Source organism: Streptomyces sp. MMS24-W38 (assembly GCF_059889265.1).
The window spans coordinates 1,111,624-1,131,505 of record NZ_JCBCPP010000001.1 but is presented as its reverse complement, the minus strand read 5'-3'; the positions used below and the strand labels follow the sequence as shown (position 1 = coordinate 1,131,505).

20 protein-coding genes are annotated in these 19,882 nt (G+C 72.5%); 14 read left to right on the top strand and 6 right to left on the bottom strand.

The window, feature by feature from the left end:
- The first annotated feature begins 2 nt into the window (after positions 1 to 2).
- On the top strand, positions 3 to 1,493 hold the full coding sequence (locus AC6F7H_RS03965; protein ID WP_500755231.1) for a glycoside hydrolase family 3 protein: 1,491 nt from the start codon (positions 3 to 5) through the stop codon (positions 1,491 to 1,493).
- A gap of 97 nt (positions 1,494 to 1,590) precedes the next feature.
- On the opposite strand, the gene AC6F7H_RS03960 is transcribed toward AC6F7H_RS03965, so the two are convergent.
- Both AC6F7H_RS03960 and AC6F7H_RS03955 read right to left on the bottom strand, forming a co-directional pair.
- The gene (locus AC6F7H_RS03960) at positions 1,591 to 2,178 is read right to left on the bottom strand and encodes a YdeI/OmpD-associated family protein (protein WP_500755230.1); all 588 of its coding nucleotides are present in this window, start codon (positions 2,176 to 2,178) and stop codon (positions 1,591 to 1,593) included.
- A gap of 64 nt (positions 2,179 to 2,242) precedes the next feature.
- Positions 2,243 to 3,892 carry an MFS transporter gene (locus AC6F7H_RS03955; protein WP_500755229.1) on the bottom strand — a complete coding sequence of 550 codons (1,650 nt, stop codon included), beginning with the start codon at positions 3,890 to 3,892 and terminating at the stop codon, positions 2,243 to 2,245.
- Between the two features lie 344 nt (positions 3,893 to 4,236).
- Here AC6F7H_RS03955 and AC6F7H_RS03950 point away from each other — a divergent pair, with 344 nt between their 5' ends.
- Positions 4,237 to 4,878, top strand: coding sequence for a TetR/AcrR family transcriptional regulator (locus tag AC6F7H_RS03950; protein ID WP_500755228.1), 642 nt, complete (start codon positions 4,237 to 4,239; stop codon positions 4,876 to 4,878).
- Positions 4,879 to 4,907: 29 nt separating this feature from the next.
- Here AC6F7H_RS03950 and AC6F7H_RS03945 read toward each other — a convergent pair whose 3' ends face one another.
- A complete protein-coding gene (locus AC6F7H_RS03945) occupies positions 4,908 to 5,684 on the bottom strand; it encodes an IclR family transcriptional regulator (protein ID WP_500755226.1) in 777 nt (258 codons plus the stop codon).
- Between the two features lie 97 nt (positions 5,685 to 5,781).
- On the opposite strand from AC6F7H_RS03945, the gene AC6F7H_RS03940 reads away from it, so the two are divergent.
- From AC6F7H_RS03940 to AC6F7H_RS03925, 4 genes are all read left to right on the top strand, one after another.
- Complete coding sequence (locus AC6F7H_RS03940) at positions 5,782 to 6,951, top strand: cupin domain-containing protein (protein WP_500755225.1); 1,170 nt, start codon at positions 5,782 to 5,784, stop codon at positions 6,949 to 6,951.
- Positions 6,948 to 7,793, top strand: a complete 846-nt coding sequence (locus AC6F7H_RS03935; protein ID WP_500755223.1) for a fumarylacetoacetate hydrolase family protein — start codon at positions 6,948 to 6,950, stop codon at positions 7,791 to 7,793. Before AC6F7H_RS03940 ends, AC6F7H_RS03935 begins: the two co-directional genes overlap by 4 nt.
- Positions 7,793 to 8,503: a maleylpyruvate isomerase family mycothiol-dependent enzyme gene (locus tag AC6F7H_RS03930; RefSeq protein WP_500755222.1), complete on the top strand. Its 711-nt coding sequence runs from the start codon at positions 7,793 to 7,795 to the stop codon at positions 8,501 to 8,503. The genes AC6F7H_RS03935 and AC6F7H_RS03930 overlap by 1 nt, the downstream gene beginning before the upstream one ends.
- A gap of 64 nt (positions 8,504 to 8,567) precedes the next feature.
- Complete coding sequence (locus AC6F7H_RS03925; protein ID WP_500755221.1) at positions 8,568 to 9,875, top strand: FAD-dependent oxidoreductase; 1,308 nt, start codon at positions 8,568 to 8,570, stop codon at positions 9,873 to 9,875.
- Positions 9,876 to 10,008: 133 nt separating this feature from the next.
- On the opposite strand, the gene AC6F7H_RS03920 is transcribed toward AC6F7H_RS03925, so the two are convergent.
- From AC6F7H_RS03920 to AC6F7H_RS03910, 3 genes are all read right to left on the bottom strand, one after another.
- Positions 10,009 to 11,028 carry a hemolysin family protein gene (locus tag AC6F7H_RS03920; RefSeq protein ID WP_500755220.1) on the bottom strand — a complete coding sequence of 340 codons (1,020 nt, stop codon included), beginning with the start codon at positions 11,026 to 11,028 and terminating at the stop codon, positions 10,009 to 10,011.
- On the bottom strand, positions 11,025 to 12,371 hold the full coding sequence (locus AC6F7H_RS03915; protein WP_500755219.1) for a hemolysin family protein: 1,347 nt from the start codon (positions 12,369 to 12,371) through the stop codon (positions 11,025 to 11,027). The genes AC6F7H_RS03920 and AC6F7H_RS03915 overlap by 4 nt, the downstream gene beginning before the upstream one ends.
- A 222-nt stretch (positions 12,372 to 12,593) precedes the next feature.
- Entirely contained in the window at positions 12,594 to 13,079 is a 486-nt protein-coding gene (locus AC6F7H_RS03910; RefSeq protein WP_500755217.1) for a tellurite resistance TerB family protein, read from the bottom strand.
- Between the two features lie 235 nt (positions 13,080 to 13,314).
- Here AC6F7H_RS03910 and AC6F7H_RS03905 point away from each other — a divergent pair, with 235 nt between their 5' ends.
- The 8 genes from AC6F7H_RS03905 to AC6F7H_RS03870 all read left to right on the top strand — a co-directional run bounded on the left by AC6F7H_RS03905 (position 13,315) and on the right by AC6F7H_RS03870 (position 19,852).
- Entirely contained in the window at positions 13,315 to 13,731 is a 417-nt protein-coding gene (locus AC6F7H_RS03905) for a cell division protein SepF (protein WP_500755215.1), read from the top strand.
- Positions 13,732 to 13,843: 112 nt separating this feature from the next.
- Positions 13,844 to 15,103 (top strand): AAA family ATPase, encoded by a 1,260-nt coding sequence (locus AC6F7H_RS03900; protein WP_500755214.1) that lies wholly within the window; start codon positions 13,844 to 13,846, stop codon positions 15,101 to 15,103.
- Between the two features lie 55 nt (positions 15,104 to 15,158).
- Complete coding sequence (locus AC6F7H_RS03895) at positions 15,159 to 15,464, top strand: nucleotide pyrophosphohydrolase (RefSeq protein ID WP_500761642.1); 306 nt, start codon at positions 15,159 to 15,161, stop codon at positions 15,462 to 15,464.
- Between the two features lie 191 nt (positions 15,465 to 15,655).
- Positions 15,656 to 16,132 carry a DUF6099 family protein gene (locus AC6F7H_RS03890; protein ID WP_500755213.1) on the top strand — a complete coding sequence of 159 codons (477 nt, stop codon included), beginning with the start codon at positions 15,656 to 15,658 and terminating at the stop codon, positions 16,130 to 16,132.
- A 75-nt stretch (positions 16,133 to 16,207) separates the two neighbouring features.
- Complete coding sequence (locus AC6F7H_RS03885) at positions 16,208 to 16,918, top strand: VanZ family protein (protein ID WP_500755212.1); 711 nt, start codon at positions 16,208 to 16,210, stop codon at positions 16,916 to 16,918.
- A 68-nt stretch (positions 16,919 to 16,986) separates the two neighbouring features.
- Positions 16,987 to 17,682, top strand: coding sequence for a response regulator transcription factor (locus AC6F7H_RS03880; RefSeq protein WP_500755210.1), 696 nt, complete (start codon positions 16,987 to 16,989; stop codon positions 17,680 to 17,682).
- Positions 17,675 to 18,754 carry a sensor histidine kinase gene (locus AC6F7H_RS03875; protein ID WP_500755209.1) on the top strand — a complete coding sequence of 360 codons (1,080 nt, stop codon included), beginning with the start codon at positions 17,675 to 17,677 and terminating at the stop codon, positions 18,752 to 18,754. The genes AC6F7H_RS03880 and AC6F7H_RS03875 overlap by 8 nt, the downstream gene beginning before the upstream one ends.
- A 174-nt stretch (positions 18,755 to 18,928) precedes the next feature.
- The gene (locus tag AC6F7H_RS03870) at positions 18,929 to 19,852 is read left to right on the top strand and encodes an LLM class F420-dependent oxidoreductase (protein ID WP_500755207.1); all 924 of its coding nucleotides are present in this window, start codon (positions 18,929 to 18,931) and stop codon (positions 19,850 to 19,852) included.
- The last annotated feature ends 30 nt before the right edge of the window (positions 19,853 to 19,882 follow it).

Sequence of the window (19,882 nt, the reverse complement as noted above, 5' to 3'; positions counted from 1 at the left end):
CGATGACGACATTCACCACCGGCACCGACACCCTCACCCGGGACGCCCTGGCCGTCCTGCAACCGGGCTTCGCCGGCACCACCGCGCCCGACTGGGTGCTGCGCCGCCTCTGCGAGGGCCTCACCTCCGTCGGCCTCTTCGGGCGCAACATCGCCTCGCCCGAGCAACTGGCCGCCCTGACCGGACAACTGCGCGCCGAACACCCGGACGTGCTCGTCGCGATCGACGAGGAGGGCGGTGACGTCACCCGTCTGGAGGTGCGCACCGGCTCCTCCTTCCCCGGCAACCACGCCCTGGGCGTGGTGGACGACACCGACCTGACCAGGGCGGTGGCCGCGGAGCTGGGCCGCCGGCTCGCGGCCTGCGGGGTGAACTTCAACTGGGCTCCCTCCGCCGACGTCAACTCCAACCCGGACAACCCGGTCATCGGCGTGCGCTCCTTCGGCGCCGACACCGGCCTGGTCGCCCGGCACACGGCCGCCTACGTCGCCGGCCTTCAGTCGGCGGGCGTGGCGGCGTGCACCAAGCACTTCCCGGGGCACGGTGACACGGCCGTCGACTCCCACCTCGCCCTGCCGCGCATCGACGCGGACGCCGCCGTGCTGGCCGAACGCGAACTGGCGCCGTTCCGCGCGGCCATCGCGGCCGGCTCGCGCGCCGTGATGAGCGCGCACCTCCTGGTTCCCGCGCTGGACCCGGACCATCCGGCGACGTTGTCCCGGCGGACACTGACCGACCTGCTGCGCGGCGAACTGGGCTACGACGGTCTGATCGTCACCGACGGCATGGAGATGCAGGCCATCGCCGGCCGCTACGGCATCGAACGCGGCAGTGTGCTGGCCCTCGCGGCCGGCGCCGACGCGATCTGTGTGGGCGGCGGTCTGGCCGACGAGGAGACCGTACGGCGGCTGTGCGACACCCTGGTCGAAGCCGTCCGCTCGGGCGAGTTGCCCGAGGAACGCCTGGCCGACGCGGCGGAGCGGGGCCGCGCGCTGGCCCGCTGGGGCGCAGAAGCGCGCCGGTCCCCGGCACCGGCGGTCGCACCGGATCCGGAGATCGGCCTCGCGGCGGCCCGCCGCGCGGTGGCCGTCACCCGCACCGGGCCCTCCGCACCGGTCACCGCACCCGTGTACGTGGCCACCTTCAGCCCCGAGGCCAACATCGCCGTCGGCGACGAGACGCCCTGGGGCGTCGGAGCGGAGCTGGAGCGGCTGCTGCCCGGCACCATCACCGGCCACTTCACCGGCACCGACGCCGGTGCGCGGGTGCTCGAGGCCGCGGCCGGCCGGCGGGTGGTCGCCGTGGTCCGCGACGAGCACCGGCACCCGTGGATGCGCACCGCCCTGGACACCCTGCTCGCCGCCGCGCCGGACACCGTCGTCGTGGAGATGGGCGTCCCGCAGTCCGCGCCGCGCGGCACCCCGCACATCGCCACGCACGGCGCGGCCCGCGTCTGCGGTGTGGCGGCGGCGGAGGCGATCGTCGCGGGCTGACCCGGAGAGGCGGTCCGGGCCCCGGTGCCCGGGCCGCCTCTCCGGGTGCCGGGAGCGGGTTCCTGGCAGACCGTCACGTGGTCACGGCGTCACATCGTCACGGATGGAGCTTCTCCCCCTCGGCGAGCATGGCGACGAACTTCTCGATACGGGCCGCCCTGGTCTGCGGGCGCTTGGCGTCCTGCACGCGGTAGAGGATCGCGTACCGGTTGCGGCTGTCGAGGGTGCCGAAGAAGTCGCGGGCCGCCGGGACCGCGTCCAGCGCGGCCCGCAGGTCGTCGGGGACGGTCGCGGTGCTCTGGCTCGCGTACGCCGCCTCCCAGCGGCCGTCGGCCCGGGCCCGCTCCACCTCGCGCAGTCCGGGCTCCCGCATCCGGCCGGCCTCGATGAGCGCGGTGGCCTTCTGCCGGTTGATCCTGGACCATTTACTGCGTGGCCGCCGGGGAGTGAACCGCTGGAGCCAGTGGGTGTCGTCCAGCTTCTTCTTGTGCCCGTCGATCCAGCCGTAGCACAGCGCCGACTCCAGGGCGGCGGCGTAGTCGGGGCCGGGCAGTCCGGAGTCCTTCCGCGGGATCCGCAGCCAGACCCCGGGCAGTTCGTCGTGGTGCTCCTCCAGCCACTTCTCCCACTCGCCCTGCGTCCCGACGGCGAGGACCGGATCCTCCGTGTGCGCTTCATCAGCCATGGCACACAGGGAACCCGGTCCGCGTCCGCGGGGGCAACGACACGGACCCCGCCGGTGCGGCGGTCTACTGCGCCGGAGCGGTGGTCGGGGCCTGGGGCCGGTCCGACGGGTCCTGCTCGGCTGTGTGTTCCGTGTGCTCCGTGTCCAGGATGCGGGGGGCGCGGATGCCGGCCATGCCGATCACGGTCACGGCCGCGGCCACCGCGGCGGCGACCCCGCACACGGTGTAGGCGAGGCCGAACCCGCTGCCCAGCGCGTCGAGGGCGATGCCCTGCGCGGCCGCTCCGGGGGCGTCCGGCGGCAGGCTGTTGACGGCGATCGGTCCGGCGGCCCGGCCGATCTCCGTGGCGGCGCCCAGCTGGTCGGGCGGCAGGTTCGCGCCGGCCAGCTTCGAGGCGAAGGTCTCGCCCGCGTGGCTGAGGGCGACCGCGCCGACGACCACCGGGCCCAGGGCGAAGCCGAGGTCGCGCAGCATGTTGGTGGTGGCGCTCGCCATGCCGGCCAGCCGGCCCGGCACGCTGTTCAGCGCGACGGCCGTGATCGAGCTGACGGCCAGTGCGAAGCCGATACCGATGAGCAGGGTGGGCACGACGAACGGGGTCAGGCTCCGGTCGGTGACGTCCAGTCGGGCGCACAGGAACGACCCGACGGCCATCAGGCTGAAGCCGGAGGTCAGCAGCCAGTTCGGGGAGACCCGGTGGAGCAGCCGGGAGACGACCGGGATCAGGACGAACGCCGGTCCCTGGAGCAGCAGGAAGGGGAGGGCGACGCGCAGCGGGTCCTGGTGCTGCACGGGGCCGAGCCACATGCTCGTCGCGAAGCACGCGCCGAGGAAGGCGATCATGCCGATGACCGCCACGACCGACCCCACCGCGAAGGCGCGGTCCTTGAACAGGGAGAGGTTGAGGATCGGGGACTCGGCACGGCGCTCGATCAGCAGGAAGGCGATCAGGAAGCCCGCGCCGACGGCGAACGCGCCCACGATGTCCGGCGCGCCCCAGCCCTTCTCGGGTCCCTCCACGGCCGCGTACAGCACCAGGATGAGACCGATCGCGAAGGTGATCTGGCCCGGGACGTCGAGCCGGCGTCCCTCGGCGGCCTTCGACTCGGTGGCCAGGGCCAGCGAGAGCACCATGCTGACGAAGGCCAGCGCGACGAGGACCAGGAACGAGCCCCGCCACGACCCGACCTTGGCGAACGCCCCGCCGATCAGGGGGGAGAGCGCCGCACCGGCCGACAGGAAGCCGCTCCACAGCGCGATGGCGCGGGCCCGCTCCAGGGCGCTGCGGGCGACGTCCGCGATCATGGTGAGCGAGCCGGGGAACATGGCGCCGGCACCGAGACCGTTCAGCGCGGCGCCGACCCACAGCCACTGCACGGTGGGCGAGACGGCCGAGACGATGCTTCCGGCGACGACGAGCGCCGCACCCGAGGCGATGAGCCTGCGGCGTCCGAACAGGTCGCCGAGGACACCGAAGGTGAACTCGAAGACGACCACGGCGATCATGAAGGACGCCGTGATCCAGGTCAGCTGGGACCCGTGCGTGCCGAGATCCTGCTGGAAGAGTCCGTTGAGCGAGGCCGGCAGGGCGTTGGCCAACTGGGCCACGAACACCGCGGCGCTCGCGGCGGCGAGCGTGCCCGCGTAGCCCGGCTTCCGGGCGGCCCCCGCGGAAGGGCCGGGGGACGTCGTCGTCCCGTTGTTGAGCGTCACTGCAGTCTCCCTGACTGGGATGGTGAGACGGCCCGGCCCTTGTGGCCGGTTCCGGTGGGTGTGACGGGGTGGGCGCGACCCGTCGGACCACGTGGTGACGTGGTGTGGAGTGGGGGGAGGGACGCAGACCGGGCTTCCGGGAGGTGGCGAACGAAGCGCGGTGACGGCGAGAATGGCACTAGCTTTACGTCACGTCAAGGAAATGTATGGTGCGTACGATAAACGATCGTGAAGTAAGGCGGGCGCCGTCGAACGGGAGACCGGCGATAGGATGAGCGCCATGACCGCCCCCACGGCCGAACCGTCCCCCAAGCCGTCCGACGCCAGGAAGCGGGGGCGCTGAGATGGCCGGGCTGCGCGAGGCGCAGAAGCAGATGACCCGCAAGCTCCTGCTGGACTCGGCGCTGGAGCTGTTCCGCACCAAGGGCTACGCCGCCACCACCGTGGACGACATCGCCGCCGCGGCGGGCACCACCCGGGTGACGTTCTACGCGTACTTCCCGTCCCGCAGCGACCTGATGCGGGCACTCATCGGCGAGCTGAACGAGAAGCTCGAACGCATCGACTCACCCGTCCACGGCTCGACCGCCCGGCGCCTGGTCGAGGTCGTCCACGACGGCAGCCGCGCGGCGATCACCGAGTGGCTGTACGGCATCTCCGGCCGCTGGGAGTCGATCCGCCCCTACACGGTGGCCGCCTTCGAGGCGGCGGCGGTCGATCCGGAACTGCGCGGCCTGGTGAACGCGTGGCTGGAGGAGGCCGTCAGCGACATCGAGGAGGGCCTCGACCAGGCCGACCGCTTCCCTCCCGAGAGCCGCCACCTGCGCGGTGTGCTCGCGATGGCCCAGCTCGACCACGTGGCCCGCACCTGGACCCCCGGCCACTGGGGCGCCGACCGCGCGTCCGTGGTCGACGTCCTGGCCGAGAGCTGGACCGGCCTGCTGAGCACCGGCGCCCCGGACGTACCGGAAGCGCGGCACGACTGACCGCGGGGCGGGGAGGAGCCGCCGGGCTCTCAGGCCGTCCCGGCCAGGTCCGCGCTCAGGGCCCGGGCCGCCGCCTGCAGGGTGCCGACCAGGAACTGCAGGTTGAGGGGGTCGTAGCGGGTGCCCGGCAGGGAGATCGACAGACCTGCCTGGACCGTGCCCCCGGCGTCACGGACCGGGACCCCGACGGCCACCAGGCCCCGCTCGGAGCGGCCCCGGTTCACGGCGAAGCCACCGCGGGCGATGTCCTTCAGCTCCGCGGACAAGGAGCCGAGATCCGGGCGCTCCTGGAGCCGGTCGCGGTAGTGCTCGGCCGCGTACACCTCCGCCAGCTCCTCCTCGCTCAGTTCCGCGAGCAGCAGCAGGCCGCCCGTCGTCCGGTGGGCCGGGAAGACCATCCCCTCCCGGGACCCGACCCGCAGCGCCCGGTCGCACTCCACGCTGGCGATGAACCGGGCCGTGTCCCCCGTGCGGATGGTGAGGTTCGTGGTCTCGTTCAGCAGGTCCACCACCCGGCGCAGGTGGGGCAGGGCCGCAGTGCGGAGCCGGGACACCAGGGAACGCGAGTGCGTCGCCAGCTCCAGCACCGGACCCACGTGGTAGACCCGGTTCTCGTCCCGGACCGCGAAGTCCCGGTAGACCAGCATGGCCAGCAGCCGGTGCGCGGTCGACCGGGCCACCCCGAGCCGCTCGGCGACCTGCGTGACGGTCAGCGAGCCCTCCAGCTGGAGCATCGTCGCGGCCCGCAGCGCGTGGTCGACGCTGGCGATGGCGTACGGCGGCGGCGTCTTGAGCGGCTTGTCCACGGCGAACCTCCCGGTGCGGCCTGTTCCGAATGTCGTCAGTGTTCTGCTCTCCAGAATTTACACGTCCGTTCTGTGGACGTGGAGGAGAGTGACATCTGTGACCACCTCCTTCAGCACCCCCCCTGCCACGGGCTCCCCCGTCCGCCTGAGCGCCGTCAGCGCCGCGGACCAGCCCGACGTCACCCCGGCGCTCGAGGAGCTGTACCGGGGCTTCGAAAGCGAACTGCTCGTCCCGCTGTGGACCGAGATCGGTGACCTCATGCCGGCTCACCCGCGCTCCCGCGCCGTACCGCACCTGTGGCGCTGGGAGCGGCTGCGGGAACTGGCCGCCCAGGCCGGTGAGATCGTCCCGGTCGGCCGGGGCGGCGAGCGGCGCGCCATCGCACTGGCCAACCCCGCCCTCGGCGGCCGCCCCTTCGCCACGCCCACCCTGTGGGCGGCCATCCAGTACCTGATGCCCGGCGAGGACGCCCCCGAGCACCGTCACACCCAGCACGCCTTCCGCTTCGTCGTCGAGGGCGAGGGCGTGTGGACGGTCGTCGGCCGCGACCCGGTGGCCATGCGGCGCGGCGACTTCCTCCCGCAGGCCGGGTGGAACATGCACGCCCACCACAACGCCACCACCGAGCCGATGGCCTGGATCGACGGTCTGGACATCCCGTTCCAGTACACCAGCGAGTCCCAGTTCTTCGAGTTCGGCCGCGACGAGATCAGCGACGCCGAGCGGATCACCCCGGACCGGTCCCGCTCCGAGCGCCTGTGGGGCCACCCGGGACTGCGCCCGGTCGCCGCCGGCTCGGCCGCCCCCGGCACGCCCCTGCTGGCGTACCGCTGGGAGCACACCGACCGGGCGCTCACCGACCAGCTCGCCCTGGAGAAGGAAGGGTTCGACGGCACGGTCGAGCCCGGCCACGCCGCCGTCCGGTTCACCGACCCGTCGACCGGCGCCGACGTGCTGCCCACCATCCGCGCCGAGGTGCACCGTGTGACCCGCGGCGCCGAGACCGCCCCGGTGCGCGAGACCGGCTCGTCCGTCTACCAGGTCTTCGACGGCTCCGGCACCGTCACCGTCGGCGACGTGTCCTGGTCCGTGACGCGCGGCGACCTGTTCGTCGTCCCGTCCTGGCAGCCGCTCTCCGTACGCTCCGAGGCCGGTGCCACCGACTCCGACTCGGGCGCCCTGGACCTGTTCCGGTTCAGCGACTCCCCGATCTTCGAAGCCCTCCGGCTCGACCGCACCCACGTGGAAGGAACCACCCGCTCATGAAGCTCGCCACCCTCCGTACCGACGGCACCACCAAGGCCGTCCGGCTCGACGGTGACGTCCTGGTCGACCTCGGGTTCCCCGATGTGGGCACCCTGCTCGCGCAGGACGACTGGGCCGAGCGCGCCGCCGCCCCCGCCGCCGGCGCGACGACCTACCCCGCCGAGGGCGCCGACCTCGCCCCCGTGGTCCCGCAGCCCTCCAAGGTCGTGTGCGTCGGCCTCAACTACCGCAACCACATTCAGGAGATGGGCCGGGACCTGCCCGAACACCCCACCCTGTTCGCGAAGTTCGCCGACTCCCTGATCGGCGCGGGCGACGACATCGTCCGCCCCGAGGAGACCGACCAGTTCGACTGGGAGGTCGAGCTCGCCGTCGTCGTCGGCAAGCAGGTCCGCCGCGCCAAGGGCGAGCAGGCCGAGCAGGCCATCGCCGGCTTCACCGTGCTGAACGACATCACCACGCGTGACTGGCAGTTCCGCACCCGCGAGTGGCTCCAGGGCAAGACCTGGGACTCCACCACCCCCGTCGGCCCGTACCTGGTGACCCCCGACGAGCTGCCCGGCGGCGTCCGCCCCGCGCTCGACGTCAAGCTCACCGTGGACGGCGAGGTCATGCAGTCCGACAACACCGGTGACCTGCTCTTCGACCCGGTCGCCCTGGTCGAGTACGTCTCCACGATCATCCGCCTCAACCCCGGCGACATCATCGCCACCGGCACCCCCGGCGGCGTCGGCCACGCCCGCAAGCCCGCCCGCTACCTGCTCGGCGGCGAGACCGTGGTCACCGAGGTCCAGGGCATCGGCCGGCTGGAGAACAAGGTCGTCGAGGAGAAGCAGGCCTGATGTCCCGCACGTTCGACGACGCCCGCCGCTGGGCGGAGCTCGGCACGAACCTGGTGCTCGAGGCCACCGCCGGCTTCGACGACACGGCCTACGACGAGCCCAGCGGCCTGCCCGGCTGGCGGCGCAGGCAACTGGTCGCCCACGTCGCCGCCAACGCGGACGCCCTCGGCAACCTCGTGCACTGGGCCGCCACCGGCGAAGAGACCCCGATGTACGCGTCCCCCGAGGAGCGGGCCGCCGGCATCGAGCGCGGCGTCGGGATGCCCGCCGCCGAACTCACCGGATGGCTGCGCCGGTCCGCCGCCGACCTCGCCGCGTCGACGGCGGGGCTCAGTGACGGCCAGTGGCAGAACCCGGTCGTGACGGCACAGGGCCGTACGGTGCCCGCCACCGAACTGCCCTGGATGCGCTCCCGCGAGGTGTGCGTCCACGCCGTCGACCTGGACACCGGCATCACCTTCGCCGACCTGCCGGCCGACTTCCTCGCCGCGCTCTGCGACGACGTCATCGCCAAGCGAGCCAAGGCCCCCGGCCCGGCGCTGCGCCTGACGGAGACCGACACCGGAGAGGTCCGGGAACTCCCCGGCGACGGCGAGCCGACCGTGCTCACCGGCCCGCTCGCCGAGATCACGGCCTACCTCACCGGGCGCAGGCACGCCCTCACCGCCCCCGAGGGCGGCCCGGCACCCACTCTGGGTCCCTGGCTCTGACCGACGGCGCCGGATCCCGGCGCGGCCAGGCAGAGCAGGGTCCCCTGCTCAGACAGGAAAAACGATGACCACTGCAACCCCTCCCACCGAAGGCCGACCCGACGCCATCATCGTCGGCGGTGGCATCGGTGGCCTCAGCACCGCCTTCGCCCTCGCGCGGGAGGGGCTGCGCATCCGCGTTCTCGAACGGGCCAAGGAGTTCGGCGAGGTCGGCGCCGGCCTCCAGATCGCGCCGAACTGCACCCGCATCCTCGACGAGTACGGCCTGCTCGACGAGGCCAAGGAACTCGGCGTGGTCCCCGAGGGCATGGTCATGCGCGACGCGCTCGACTCCAGCGAGCTGGTCCGCCTCGACCTGGGCGAGCTCGAGCGCCGCTACGGCTTCCCGTACATGGTCATCCACCGCAGCGACCTGCACGCGATCTTCCTGCGTGCCTGCCGGCGGGCCGGCGTGGACCTGGTCACCGACCAGACGGTCGTCGACTACGAGAACACAGCCGACGGCGCCCGCATCACCCTGGCCGACGGCCACACCGAGGAGGCGCCGCTCGTCATCGCCGCCGACGGACTGCGTTCCGTGGCCCGGCAGAAGCTGGTCGGCGACGACGTGGTCAGCTCCGACTACGTGGCCTACCGGGCGGCCGTCCCGATCGAGCAGGTCCGGGACAACGGCATCGCCGAGAAGGACGTCACCGTCTACATCGGCCCCCGCTGCCACTTCGTCCAGTACGCGCTGCGCGGCGGCGAGATGTTCAACCAGGTCGCCGTGTTCCAGTCGCCCAAGGCCCTCGCCGGGCGGGAGGACTGGGGCACCCCCGACGAGCTCGACGCGGCCTTCGAGGGCACCTGCGAGACCGTGGGCAAGGGCATCCCGCTGATGTGGCGGGACCGCTGGTGGCAGATGATGGACCGCGACCCGATCGACACCTGGGTGCACGGCCGCATCGCCCTGCTCGGCGACGCCGCCCACCCGCCGCTGCAGTACATGGCACAGGGCGCGATCATGGCGATCGAGGACGGCTGGGTCCTCGCCCGGCACGTCGCCCGGCTGCGCGCCGAGGGTGACGCCGGGTCGGCCGTCGACTGGGACGCCGCGCTGGCCGCGTACGAGGCGGTCCGTGTCGAGCACTGCCGCCGGGTGCTGACGACCGCCCGCGCCTGGGGCGAGCTGTGGCACCTCGACGGCACGCCGCGGCTGCAGCGCAACGCGATCATGCGTGGGATCGACCCCGCCGAGTGGGCCTTCACCGACTGGGTGTACGGACCCACCGCGCTGTTCCCGGACGAGGAACCCGCCATGTTCACCCCCGTCCCGCTGGCCTCGGCCCGCGTCGAGGAGAGCGCCCCGGCAGCGACCGGCGCCGCGGCCTAGGCCACGGAAGCCGGCGCAGCCCCGCTCGCGGGCGGCACGGCCCGCTGACGGGAGCCGAGCACGAGAGCGCCGGCCGGTCCGCATGTCGCGGACCGGCCGGCGCTCCGTCGTGCTCACACCCGGCGGCGTGCGGTCAGCCCCCGGCCGGCTGCATCAGCCGGGCCAGCAGGTCGTCCAGGGTGACCAGACCGGTGAGCCGGCCCGCGTCGTCGCGGACCACCGCCAGCGTGCCCCGGCGCCGGCGCAGCACGTCGATCGCGTCGGCGACCGTCGTGGTGTCCGTCAGCTCGGGCACCGGGCGGGCCAGCTCACGGGCGCTGGTGGCGCGACCGCGGGCCCGGGCGACCAGGGCGTCGCGCGCGTGGACCGCGCCGAGGACGGTGCCGCCCTCGCGGACGAGCAGCCGGGTGCGGTCGTGCGCGGTGGCCACCCGCAGCACCTCGTCGACACCCGCGCCACCCTCGACGGACGTGATCTCCTCGGCCGGGATCCGCAGGGCGGCGACCGGGGTGTCGGGCTCGGTCAGCGAGCGGGTGAGCAGCTGCGAGTCCGTCTTGCTGATCAGACCGAGCCGCTCCGACTCCACCACCAGATGGGTGAGCTGTTCCCGGTCGTGGACCGAGGCCAGCTCGTTGCGCGGACTCACCCGGCACAGCCGTACCAGGGCGTTGCTCACCACGTTCAGCACGTGGATCAGCGGCCGGACGGCCTTCACCACCGCACGGAACGACGGGGCGAGCAGCATCGCGGAACGCTCCGGGTGGGCGATCGCCCATGACTTGGGGGCCATCTCGCCGACCACCATGTGCAGGAACACCACCACGGTCATCGCGACGGCGAACGCCACACCGTAGCTGACCGCGCTGGGCAGCCCCAGGGAGTGCAACAGCGGGTCCAGCTGGTGCGAGATCGCGGGCTTGGAGACCGAGCCCAGACCCAGCGTGCACACCGTGATGCCCAGCTGGGCACCGGCCAGCATGAGCGACAGCTCGCGCATTCCGGCCAGTGCGGCACCGGCGCCGCGCCGTCCCTCGGCCACCGCCTTCTCCATCCGGTGCCGCCTGGCGGCGACCAGTGCGAACTCGGCCGCCACGAAGAACCCGCTGCCGATCAGCAACAGCACGGTCACGAAGAGAGCCATCGGGAAACTCATGCGGGCTCCTCCGTCGTGTGCTCTTCCCGGGCCAGGGGCGTGATCCGCACCCGCTCGGCGACATGCCGGTCCAGGGTGCGCACGTCGATCACCGCGCGGCCGCCCCCGGGCAGCTCGACGGCGATCCGGTCACCCACGATGGGGAAACGGCCCAGCCGGTCCACGATCAGCCCGGCCACCGTTTCGTAGTCGTCCTCCTCGGGCAGCCGGACGCCGGTCGCCTCGGCCACCTCGTCCAGCCGGCGGCCCGCGTCCACGAGCCAGCCCTCGCCGTCGGCCACCGCGAGCTCGGTGACCTTGTCGGACTCGTCGGCGATGTCACCGACCAACTCCTCGGCGATGTCCTCGTAGGTGACGATGCCGGCCACCCCGCCGTGCTCGTCGAGGACGACCGCGAACTCGTCGTCCTGCTCGCGCATCCGCGCGACCGCGTCAGGCAGCGGAAGCGTGTCCGGCAGCAGCAGGGGCCGCCTGGCCATCGCCCCGGCCGTGGCGCCCGCGAGCCGCCCGGCGGGCACCGCCATCAGCTCGCGCACGCCCAGCACCCCCGCGATGTCGTCGGGGTGGTCGCCGAGCACGGGGTAGTTGGAGTGGCCGTGCGCGGCGATCAGGGCGACCGCCTCGTCGGCGTTCGCCTCCCCGCGCACGAAGACGGCGTCCGCGCGCGGCACCATCACCGCGTGCAGGGTGCGCTCGGAGAACTCCAGCGCGTGGTCCAGCAGGGTGGCGGTGTCCTCGGGCAGTGTCCCGTGCTCGTGGGACTCGCCGATCAGGTGACCGAGCTCCTCCAGCGTGGCGCCGTGGTGCAGCTCCTCGACCGGCTCGATGCCGAAGCGGCGCAGCAGCCGGGAGGCCGCGTTGTCGAAGATCCGCACCACCGGTCCGACGACCTTCAGATACGCCAGGGTCGAGCCGGCCAGCGCCTTCGCCAGCCGCTCGGGCACGGCGATGGCGAGGTTCTTCGGGGCCAGCTCGCCGAGCACCATCTGGACGATCGTGGCCAGCACGAAGGCGAGCACGACGGCGATGCCGCTCACGGCCGAGTCCGGCAGCCCGAGGCCGGACAGCGCCGGCCTGAGCAGCGCGGACACCGACGGCTCGGCGATGAAGCCGACGACCAGACCGGTGACGGTGATGCCGAGCTGGGCGCCCGACAGCATGAAGGACAGCCGCTCCAGCACCTTCAGCGCGCGGGCGGCCCCGCGGTCCCCGGCCTCGGCCTCGCGGGCGAGCGCGAGCCGGTCCACGGAGACGTAGGCGAACTCCTGGGCGACGAAGTAGCCGGTGCCGGCGGTCAGCACGAACACGGCGAACAGGCCCCACAGGGCCTCCACGGCACTCATCCAGCACCACCCCGCCGGGTGCCGATCTCAACAATCACGTGACGGGGCGGTCCGGGACTGTGTCCCGGGGGGTCCGTCGATCTGCCGGACACGTACGTGGCTCCTGGTATTCCTGGTATTCCTGCGGTTCAGGTCTGTCGGCGGTCCAACGATTCCGACGGGAGCCGTGTTCCCGCGACGGGCCGGACCGCACCCCAAGGGGTGCGGTCCGCGGCCTGCGGCTCACAGGTCGAACTCGTGGGGCGGCAGCCCCAGCGCGAAGCACGCCTCGCGGACGACCGCCTGCTCGTTCTGGTCGAAGTCGCCGTCGGCGCCGCCGATGACGATGCCGATCTGGATCACGGCGCGAGCCTCGGCGGGCTTCTTCTTCGCCTTCGCGACCTCCTGCAGCACGCTCACCTTGCCGAAGGCGAAGTCCGCGATCAGCTTGTCGAGGTTCTCCTCGAAACGGCGGCGCAGATCGTCCGCGGGGAAGTTCCGCAGGACGTCGTTGGTGGAGATGAGCTGGGCCACCCGCTGCCGCTCGGAGGGATCGACGGAGCCTCCCCCACTGCTTAACGCGTGGGAGGTGCCCCCAGCGGCGGCGACCAGGGCGCACATGGCCATGCTCGCGTCGCGGAACGCGCCGCTCTTCAGGTCGTTCTTCTTCGCCTCGAGCTGGGTCTGCATCTGCGACGCGGACTCCTTGATGCGGTCCCACAGGGCCATGCGTACTCCAGGTGTTCGGGTGCGGGGCGCCGGCTTCACGCCGTGCGGTCTGCCGGGCCCCGGACGGTGTCGACAGTGAGTATCTACAGCAGTGTAGAAGTCAGCGGATCCGGTCCGAGACGGAAGGCCACACCTCGGGCGCCCCGAGGTGGCAGAGTGTGTCGCATTGGGCCGAACGGGTGACCATGCGTAAGAATTGCCCGATGCAGACCATCAGCGCGAGCCGGGACGGAGCATGCCGGTGAACAGCCACGACGTCACCGACGAACAGTGGGAGGGACTGGCCCAGGTCGTTCCGCTGCGGGGCCGGGACGCCTGGCCGTCCTCCGCGGGCCACCGGTCCATGCCGGAGGCCGAGACCGAGACGCGCCGCCGCCTCGTCGTCCTGCGGGTGAACGTGTTCGCGGACGCCCGCGACGTCGCGGAGACCCTGATGGCCGGGATCCCCGTCCTGCTCGACCTGACCAGTGCGGAGGGCGACGTCGCCAAGCGGGTACTGGACTTCAGCACGGGCGTCGTCTTCGGCCTGGCGAGCGGCATGCACCGCGTCGACCGCAACGTCTTCCTGCTGACCCCGGCCGGCACCGAGGTGACCGGACTGATGGAGGGCATGGGGATCCCCGGGAACGGGCAGGGCTTCCGGCAGGGGTGAGCCGCCGGGAGTCGGCCGGGGCTGCCGGGAGCCGACCGGGGTATCGCCCGATCGGGGGAAGACCGCACAAGCGGAACGGTTCGCCCCGTACCGGAACCCTTACCTTCCGCACATGACCCCGCTGCTCCCGTCGCCGTCCTCCGTCCCTTCACCCAGGCCCGCGCTGGTCCCCTCGCCGCCGCCGTCCTCTGCTTTCGAGCCGTCCCTGCCTGCCGCGTCCACCGCGCCTTCCGGCACGGACGCCACCCAGGGACACCCCGACCGGCCGCACGTCACCGAGCTGCTGCTGTCCGCGTTCGCCGGACACCGCAACGTCGGGCTCCCGCTCGGCCCGTTCACCCTGCTCGCCGGGTCCAGTGGCAGCGGCAAGACCAGCGCGCTGCGGGCCTACGAGGCGCTCGCCCGGCTCGGCGGCGGGGCCGAGCTGTGGGAGGCGTTCCCCGAGCCGGACGCGTGCGTGCCGGAGCGGGCCCGTGCCGACGCACAGCGCCGCCGGGGCTTCCGGATCGGCTGCACCGCAGACGGCCCCGAGGGCCCGGTCCGGCTGGAGATCGCCGTGCAGGCCGAACCGGAGCTGCGGATCGTGGGGGAGCGGCTGACGGCGGACGGGGTGGTCCTGCTGGAGACCGCGCTGCGCGACCCCGGCCGGCGCACCGTGCAGGCCGCGTGGCACACGGCCGGGTCGACACCGGTCACCCGGGCCCCGCTGCCCGACGACCGGCTCGGCACCGCGCTGCTTCCCCTGCGCGTCGCGGGCAAGACGCCCGGACAGCGCAGAGTGCTGGCCGCCGCCGAACAGATGGTGGTCGCCCTGCGCTCCGTCTTCGCCTGCGACCCCCGCCCCGACCGCATGCGCGAGCCGGTGCCGCTCGGCAGCGGGCGGCTGCTCGGCGGCTGCGGCAACCTCACCGACGTGCTGTGGCGCACCCAGGCCGAGTGCGCGATCCGGTACGGGCTCCTGGTGTCCGCCGTGCGCGCGGGATGCGCCGGCCCGGTCGCCGGACTGCGCGCCGAACCGTACGGCGCGGGACTGGTCCGCGCCCTGCTCGACCGGGGCGACGGCATCCGCACCGACCTCGTCCGGCTGGGGGACGGAGAGCTGCGCTACGTCGCCCTCGCGCTGGTGCTGCTCACCGGGCCCGGCGTGCTGGAGGTCGACGCGCCCGGCGAGGTGCCCGCCGCGCTGCAGACGCTCACCGTGCTCGCCGACGGGCTCGACCGGGGGCTGGACCCGCTCCAGCGCGCCGAACTGCTGCGACTGGCGGCGCGGATGTGCGAGCGCGGACACATCCGGCTGGTCGGCGCGGTGAGCGACGCGTCCTGGGCCGCGGGGGTGGACGGAGTGACGGTGGTACACCTGGACCGTGACTGACTCGACCGGCCCGACCGACCCGGACCACCCCACCGGCCCGCGCGCCCCCCTCGACATTGCCGGACTCCAGCGCAGGCTCGCCGAGTTCGCCGCCGCGCGGAACTGGCAGCCGTACCACACGCCGAAGAACCTCGTCACGGCGCTCAGCGTGGAGGCGTCCGAACTGGTCGAAATTTTCCAGTGGTTGACGCCCGAGGAGTCGGCCCGGGTGATGGACGACCCGGACACCGCGCACCGCGTCAGCGACGAGGTGGCCGACGTGCTCGCGTACCTCCTCCAACTGTGCGAGGTGCTCGGCGTCGACCCGCTGACCGCGCTGGACGCCAAGATCGACCGCAACGAGCGCCGCTTCCCGGTCTGAACCGCCCTCGCGCGGAGATGAACTCTCCTCCGTCACGTTCCGTGGTAGATATGTCGACCGTTTTTGAATTGTTGTCCCCAGATCTCCACCTTCTCCGTGGCTTTTTGACTGAACAAGACTCACTCTGGGTAATGAGCAGGGAAGTTGGGTGGACGCGTGGGCAGCGCGTCGGACAGACAGGGGCAGCGCACATGGACGCTGTGCGGCTGATAGCGGAGAGCAGACGGGCCCTGGCCACCGCCGGTGATGTGCCGGGGCTCTCGGCGGAGGTGTGGCAGGCCCAGGCCCTCGCCCAGGCGATAGGGAGCCGCCTCGCGGTCGCCGGCCCACCCGAACTGCGGGACGAGGCACTGGGGCTGACCGAACGGGCGGGCCGTGGCTGCGGTGTCCTGGACACCCCGCCCCTGGCCCCCGTCGACCTGCGCGCGGCCCGGCTCACCGAACTGGGCGACGCCCGGCAGACCCTGACCCACCTCGGCGGACTGCTCGGCGAGGTCGGTATCGCACTGGTCGGCCTCGCCTGCTCCGCGGACGACGAGTCCGCGTACTGGCAGTGCGTGGAGGCCATCGACGCGGCGGACGAGTCCCGCGACCGCGTCCTGGAGATGCTCCGCAAACTGGCGGACCGCGACCGCGCCCTGTCGGAGCACGAGACGGAACGCACCTGAAGACCGTCCCGGTATCGCGGGCGTATCGAAAATCGCATACGCCACCGCAACGGCCCTCCGTCTCTCATGGGGGGCATGAACCACAACGCATCCCTGTCGGCACCGCCCCGCCGCACACGCAGGATCGTGCTCCTCTGCCTGGCGGTCCTCGGCCTGGCGAGCGCCGTGTTCGCCGTGCGGCGGCCGCTCATGATGTCCGCCCCGATGTGCATGGCCGGGCGGTGGCACGGCTGCTTCGACACGTTCAACGGCGTGGTGCTCATCACGCTGGTCACGCTGCCGTTGGCCGTGCTGGTGGTGTGGGCTCTGGCGCGCCGTCGGCGGGCCGTCGGCGTCACATCGGCGTGGCGGATGTCGCTGGCCGAGGTGGGCATGGTCCACGGGACGGTGCCGTTCCTCTGGATGACCATGATGCCGGGCGCCGGGGCCGGCATCGTCCCCGGCCGGGTGAGCCTGGTACCGCTGCGGGACCTGCTCACGATGGGGACGCTCGGAATCGCCGGCAACCTGCTGGTCTTCGCATCGCTGGGATTCTTCGCCCCGATGCGGTGCGCGGCGCTGGCGTCCGTGCCGCGGATCCTGGCGCTCGGGGCGGGCTGCTCGGTCCTGGTCGAAACCGCACAGTACGTCCTGCGGCTGGACCGGGTGTCCTCCGTGGACGACGTCCTGGTCAACGCCACCGGCGCCGCACTGGCCGCACTGGCGTCACGCCGCTGGTGGCGCACCACGGCCGAAGCGCCGTCGGACCGGCCTCGCCCCGAGCCCGCGCCGGCACCGGCAGGCTGAGCCGAGTCCCCGGTGTGCACACGTCTTCACATACGCCGACGACATGCCGTGCTGCTTAGGCTTCGGACATGCGCGTACTGATCGTGGAGGACGAGCCCTACCTGGCCGAAGCCGTCCGTGACGGCCTCCGGCTGGAAGCGATCGCCGCCGACATCGCCGGCGACGGCGACTCCGCCCTGGAACTGCTCGGCGTCCACTCCTACGACCTCGCGGTCCTCGACCGCGACATCCCCGGCCCCTCCGGCGACGAGGTCGCCCGGCACATCGTCGCCTCCGGCAGCGGCATCCCGATCCTCATGCTCACCGCCGCCGACCGGATCGACGACAAGGCGTCCGGGTTCGAGCTCGGCGCCGACGACTACCTCACCAAACCGTTCGAGCTGCGCGAACTCGTCCTGCGGCTGCGGGCGCTCGACCGCAGGCGCGCGTACGCCCGGCCCCCGGTCCGCGAGATCGCGGGCCTGCGCCTCGACCCCTTCCGCCGGGAGGTCTTCCGCGACGGACGCCACGTCGCGCTCACCCGCAAACAGTTCGCCGTGCTCGAAGTCCTCGTCGCCGCCGAAGGCGGGGTCCTCAGCGCCGAAGAGCTGCTGGAACGGGCCTGGGACGAGAACGCCGACCCCTTCACCAACGCCGTCCGCATCACCGTCTCCGCACTGCGCAAACGGCTCGGCGAACCATGGGTCATCGCCACGGTGCCGGGTGTCGGCTACCGCATCGACACCGGCCCCGACACCACCCGCCCCGGCAGTACGCATGCCTAGACGCCCAGGGCTCAGCGCCCGACTGAAACTCACCCTCAGCTACGCCGGGTTCCTCGCCGTCGCCGGCGCCCTCCTGCTGGCCGTGGTGTGGGTGTTCCTGCTGCGCTACGTGCCCGACAGCCCCAAGGGCCTCCTCGGGATCTCCCCCAACCGCTACCTCCTCGTGCGCACCTTCGCCCCCGCCGCGGCCATGGCGATGGCCTTCCTGCTCGTGTTCGGCCTCGTCGGGGGATGGATCCTCGCCGGCCGGATGCTCGCACCGCTCACCCGGATCACGGACGCGGCACGGACGGCCGGGAACGGATCGCTGTCCCACCGGATCCGCATGGAGGGCCGCCAGGACGAATTCCGCGAACTCGCCGACACGTTCGACACCATGCTCGAACAACTCGAGTCACACGTCGCCGAGCAGCAGAGGTTCGCCGCGAACGCCTCCCACGAACTGCGCACCCCGCTGGCCGTCTCACAGGCGCTGCTCGACGTCGCCCGCAGGGACCCCACCCGGGACCAGGGCGAACTCCTCAAACGCCTGCGGGCCGTCAACGCGCGCGCGATCGGCCTCACCGAGGCCCTCCTGCTGCTCAGCCGCAGCGACCGCGGAAACTTCACCCGCGAGAGCGTCGACCTCTCCCTCCTCGCCGAAGAGGCCGCCGAAACCCTGCTCCCCCTCGCCGAACAACGCGGGATCACACTCGACGTCACCGGCGGACCGACACGGACCGGCGGCTCCGCGGAACTCCTGCTGCGCATGGTGACGAACCTCGTCCAGAACGCCGTCGTCCACAACCTCCCCGCCGGCGGCACCGTGACGGTCCACACCGAGGCGCAGGGCGACACGAGCGTGCTGCGGGTCGAGAACACGGGGCACCCGCTCCCACCAGAACTGATACCGACCCTCACCGAACCCTTCCAGCGCGCAACGGAGCGCGTACGCACCGACGAGCACGCCGGCGCCGGCCTCGGCCTCGCCCTCGTGCACAGCATCGTCCGCGCCCACGACGGAACCCTCGACCTCGCCCCCCGCCCCGCCGGCGGTCTCCTCGTCACGGTCCGGCTGCCCGGCACGCCGTAGGCACCGTCCCCGAGCGGAGCCGGACCGTTGACGGGGAGACCGGTCGAGCAGGGGCAGAACGCCCGGGCGCGCCTGGGAACGGTCACCGTCCGTCGCCGCGATTCACCCGACCACCGGTCGCGGGCGCACGGGACCGATCCGACCGCACCGGGTCCGACCAGGCAGGATGGAGACATGGATCTCCGTATTTTCACCGAGCCCCAGCAGGGGGCGACCTACGACACCTTGCTCACCGTCGCCAAGGCCACCGAGGACCTGGGCTTCGACGCCTTCTTCCGCTCCGACCACTACGTCAAAATGGGCTCCGGCGACGGCCTGCCCGGCCCCACCGACGCCTGGATCACCCTGGCCGGCCTCGCCCGCGAGACCAAGCGCATCCGGCTCGGCACCCTGATGACCGCCGGCACCTTCCGCCTCCCCGGCGTCCTCGCCATCCAGGTCGCCCAGGTGGACCAGATGTCCGGCGGCCGCATCGAACTCGGCCTGGGAGCAGGCTGGTTCGAGGAGGAGCACACGGCGTACGGCATCCCCTTCCCCAAGGAGAAGCTCGCCCGCCTGGAGGAGCAACTGGAGATCGTCACCGGGCTGTGGGCCACCGAGCCCGGCCAGACCTACGACTTCCACGGCACCTACTACGACCTCACGAACTCCCCGGCGCTTCCCAAGCCCGCCCAGTCGAAGGTCCCGGTGCTCATCGGCGGCCACGGCGCCGTCCGCACCCCGCGCCTCGCCGCGCGCTACGCCGACGAGTTCAACATGCCCTTCGCCTCCCTCGAGGACAGCGAGCGCCAGTTCGGCCGGGTACGCGCCGCCGCCCAGGAAGCAGGCCGCGCCCCCGACGACCTCGTCTACTCCAACGCCCTGGTCGTCTGCGTCGGCAAGGACGACCGGGAGATCGCCCGCCGCGCCGCCGCGATCGGCCGCGAGGTCGACGAGCTCAAGGCCAACGGCCTGGCGGGCTCACCCGCCGAGGTCGTCGACAAGATCGGCCGCTACGCCGAGATCGGCTCCCGCCGCATCTACCTCCAGATCCTCGACCTCTCCGACCTCGACCACCTGGAACTGATCTCCTCCCAGGTCCAGTCCCAGCTGAGCTAGTGTGCTGCGCCGCAAATCACGCGGGTAAGT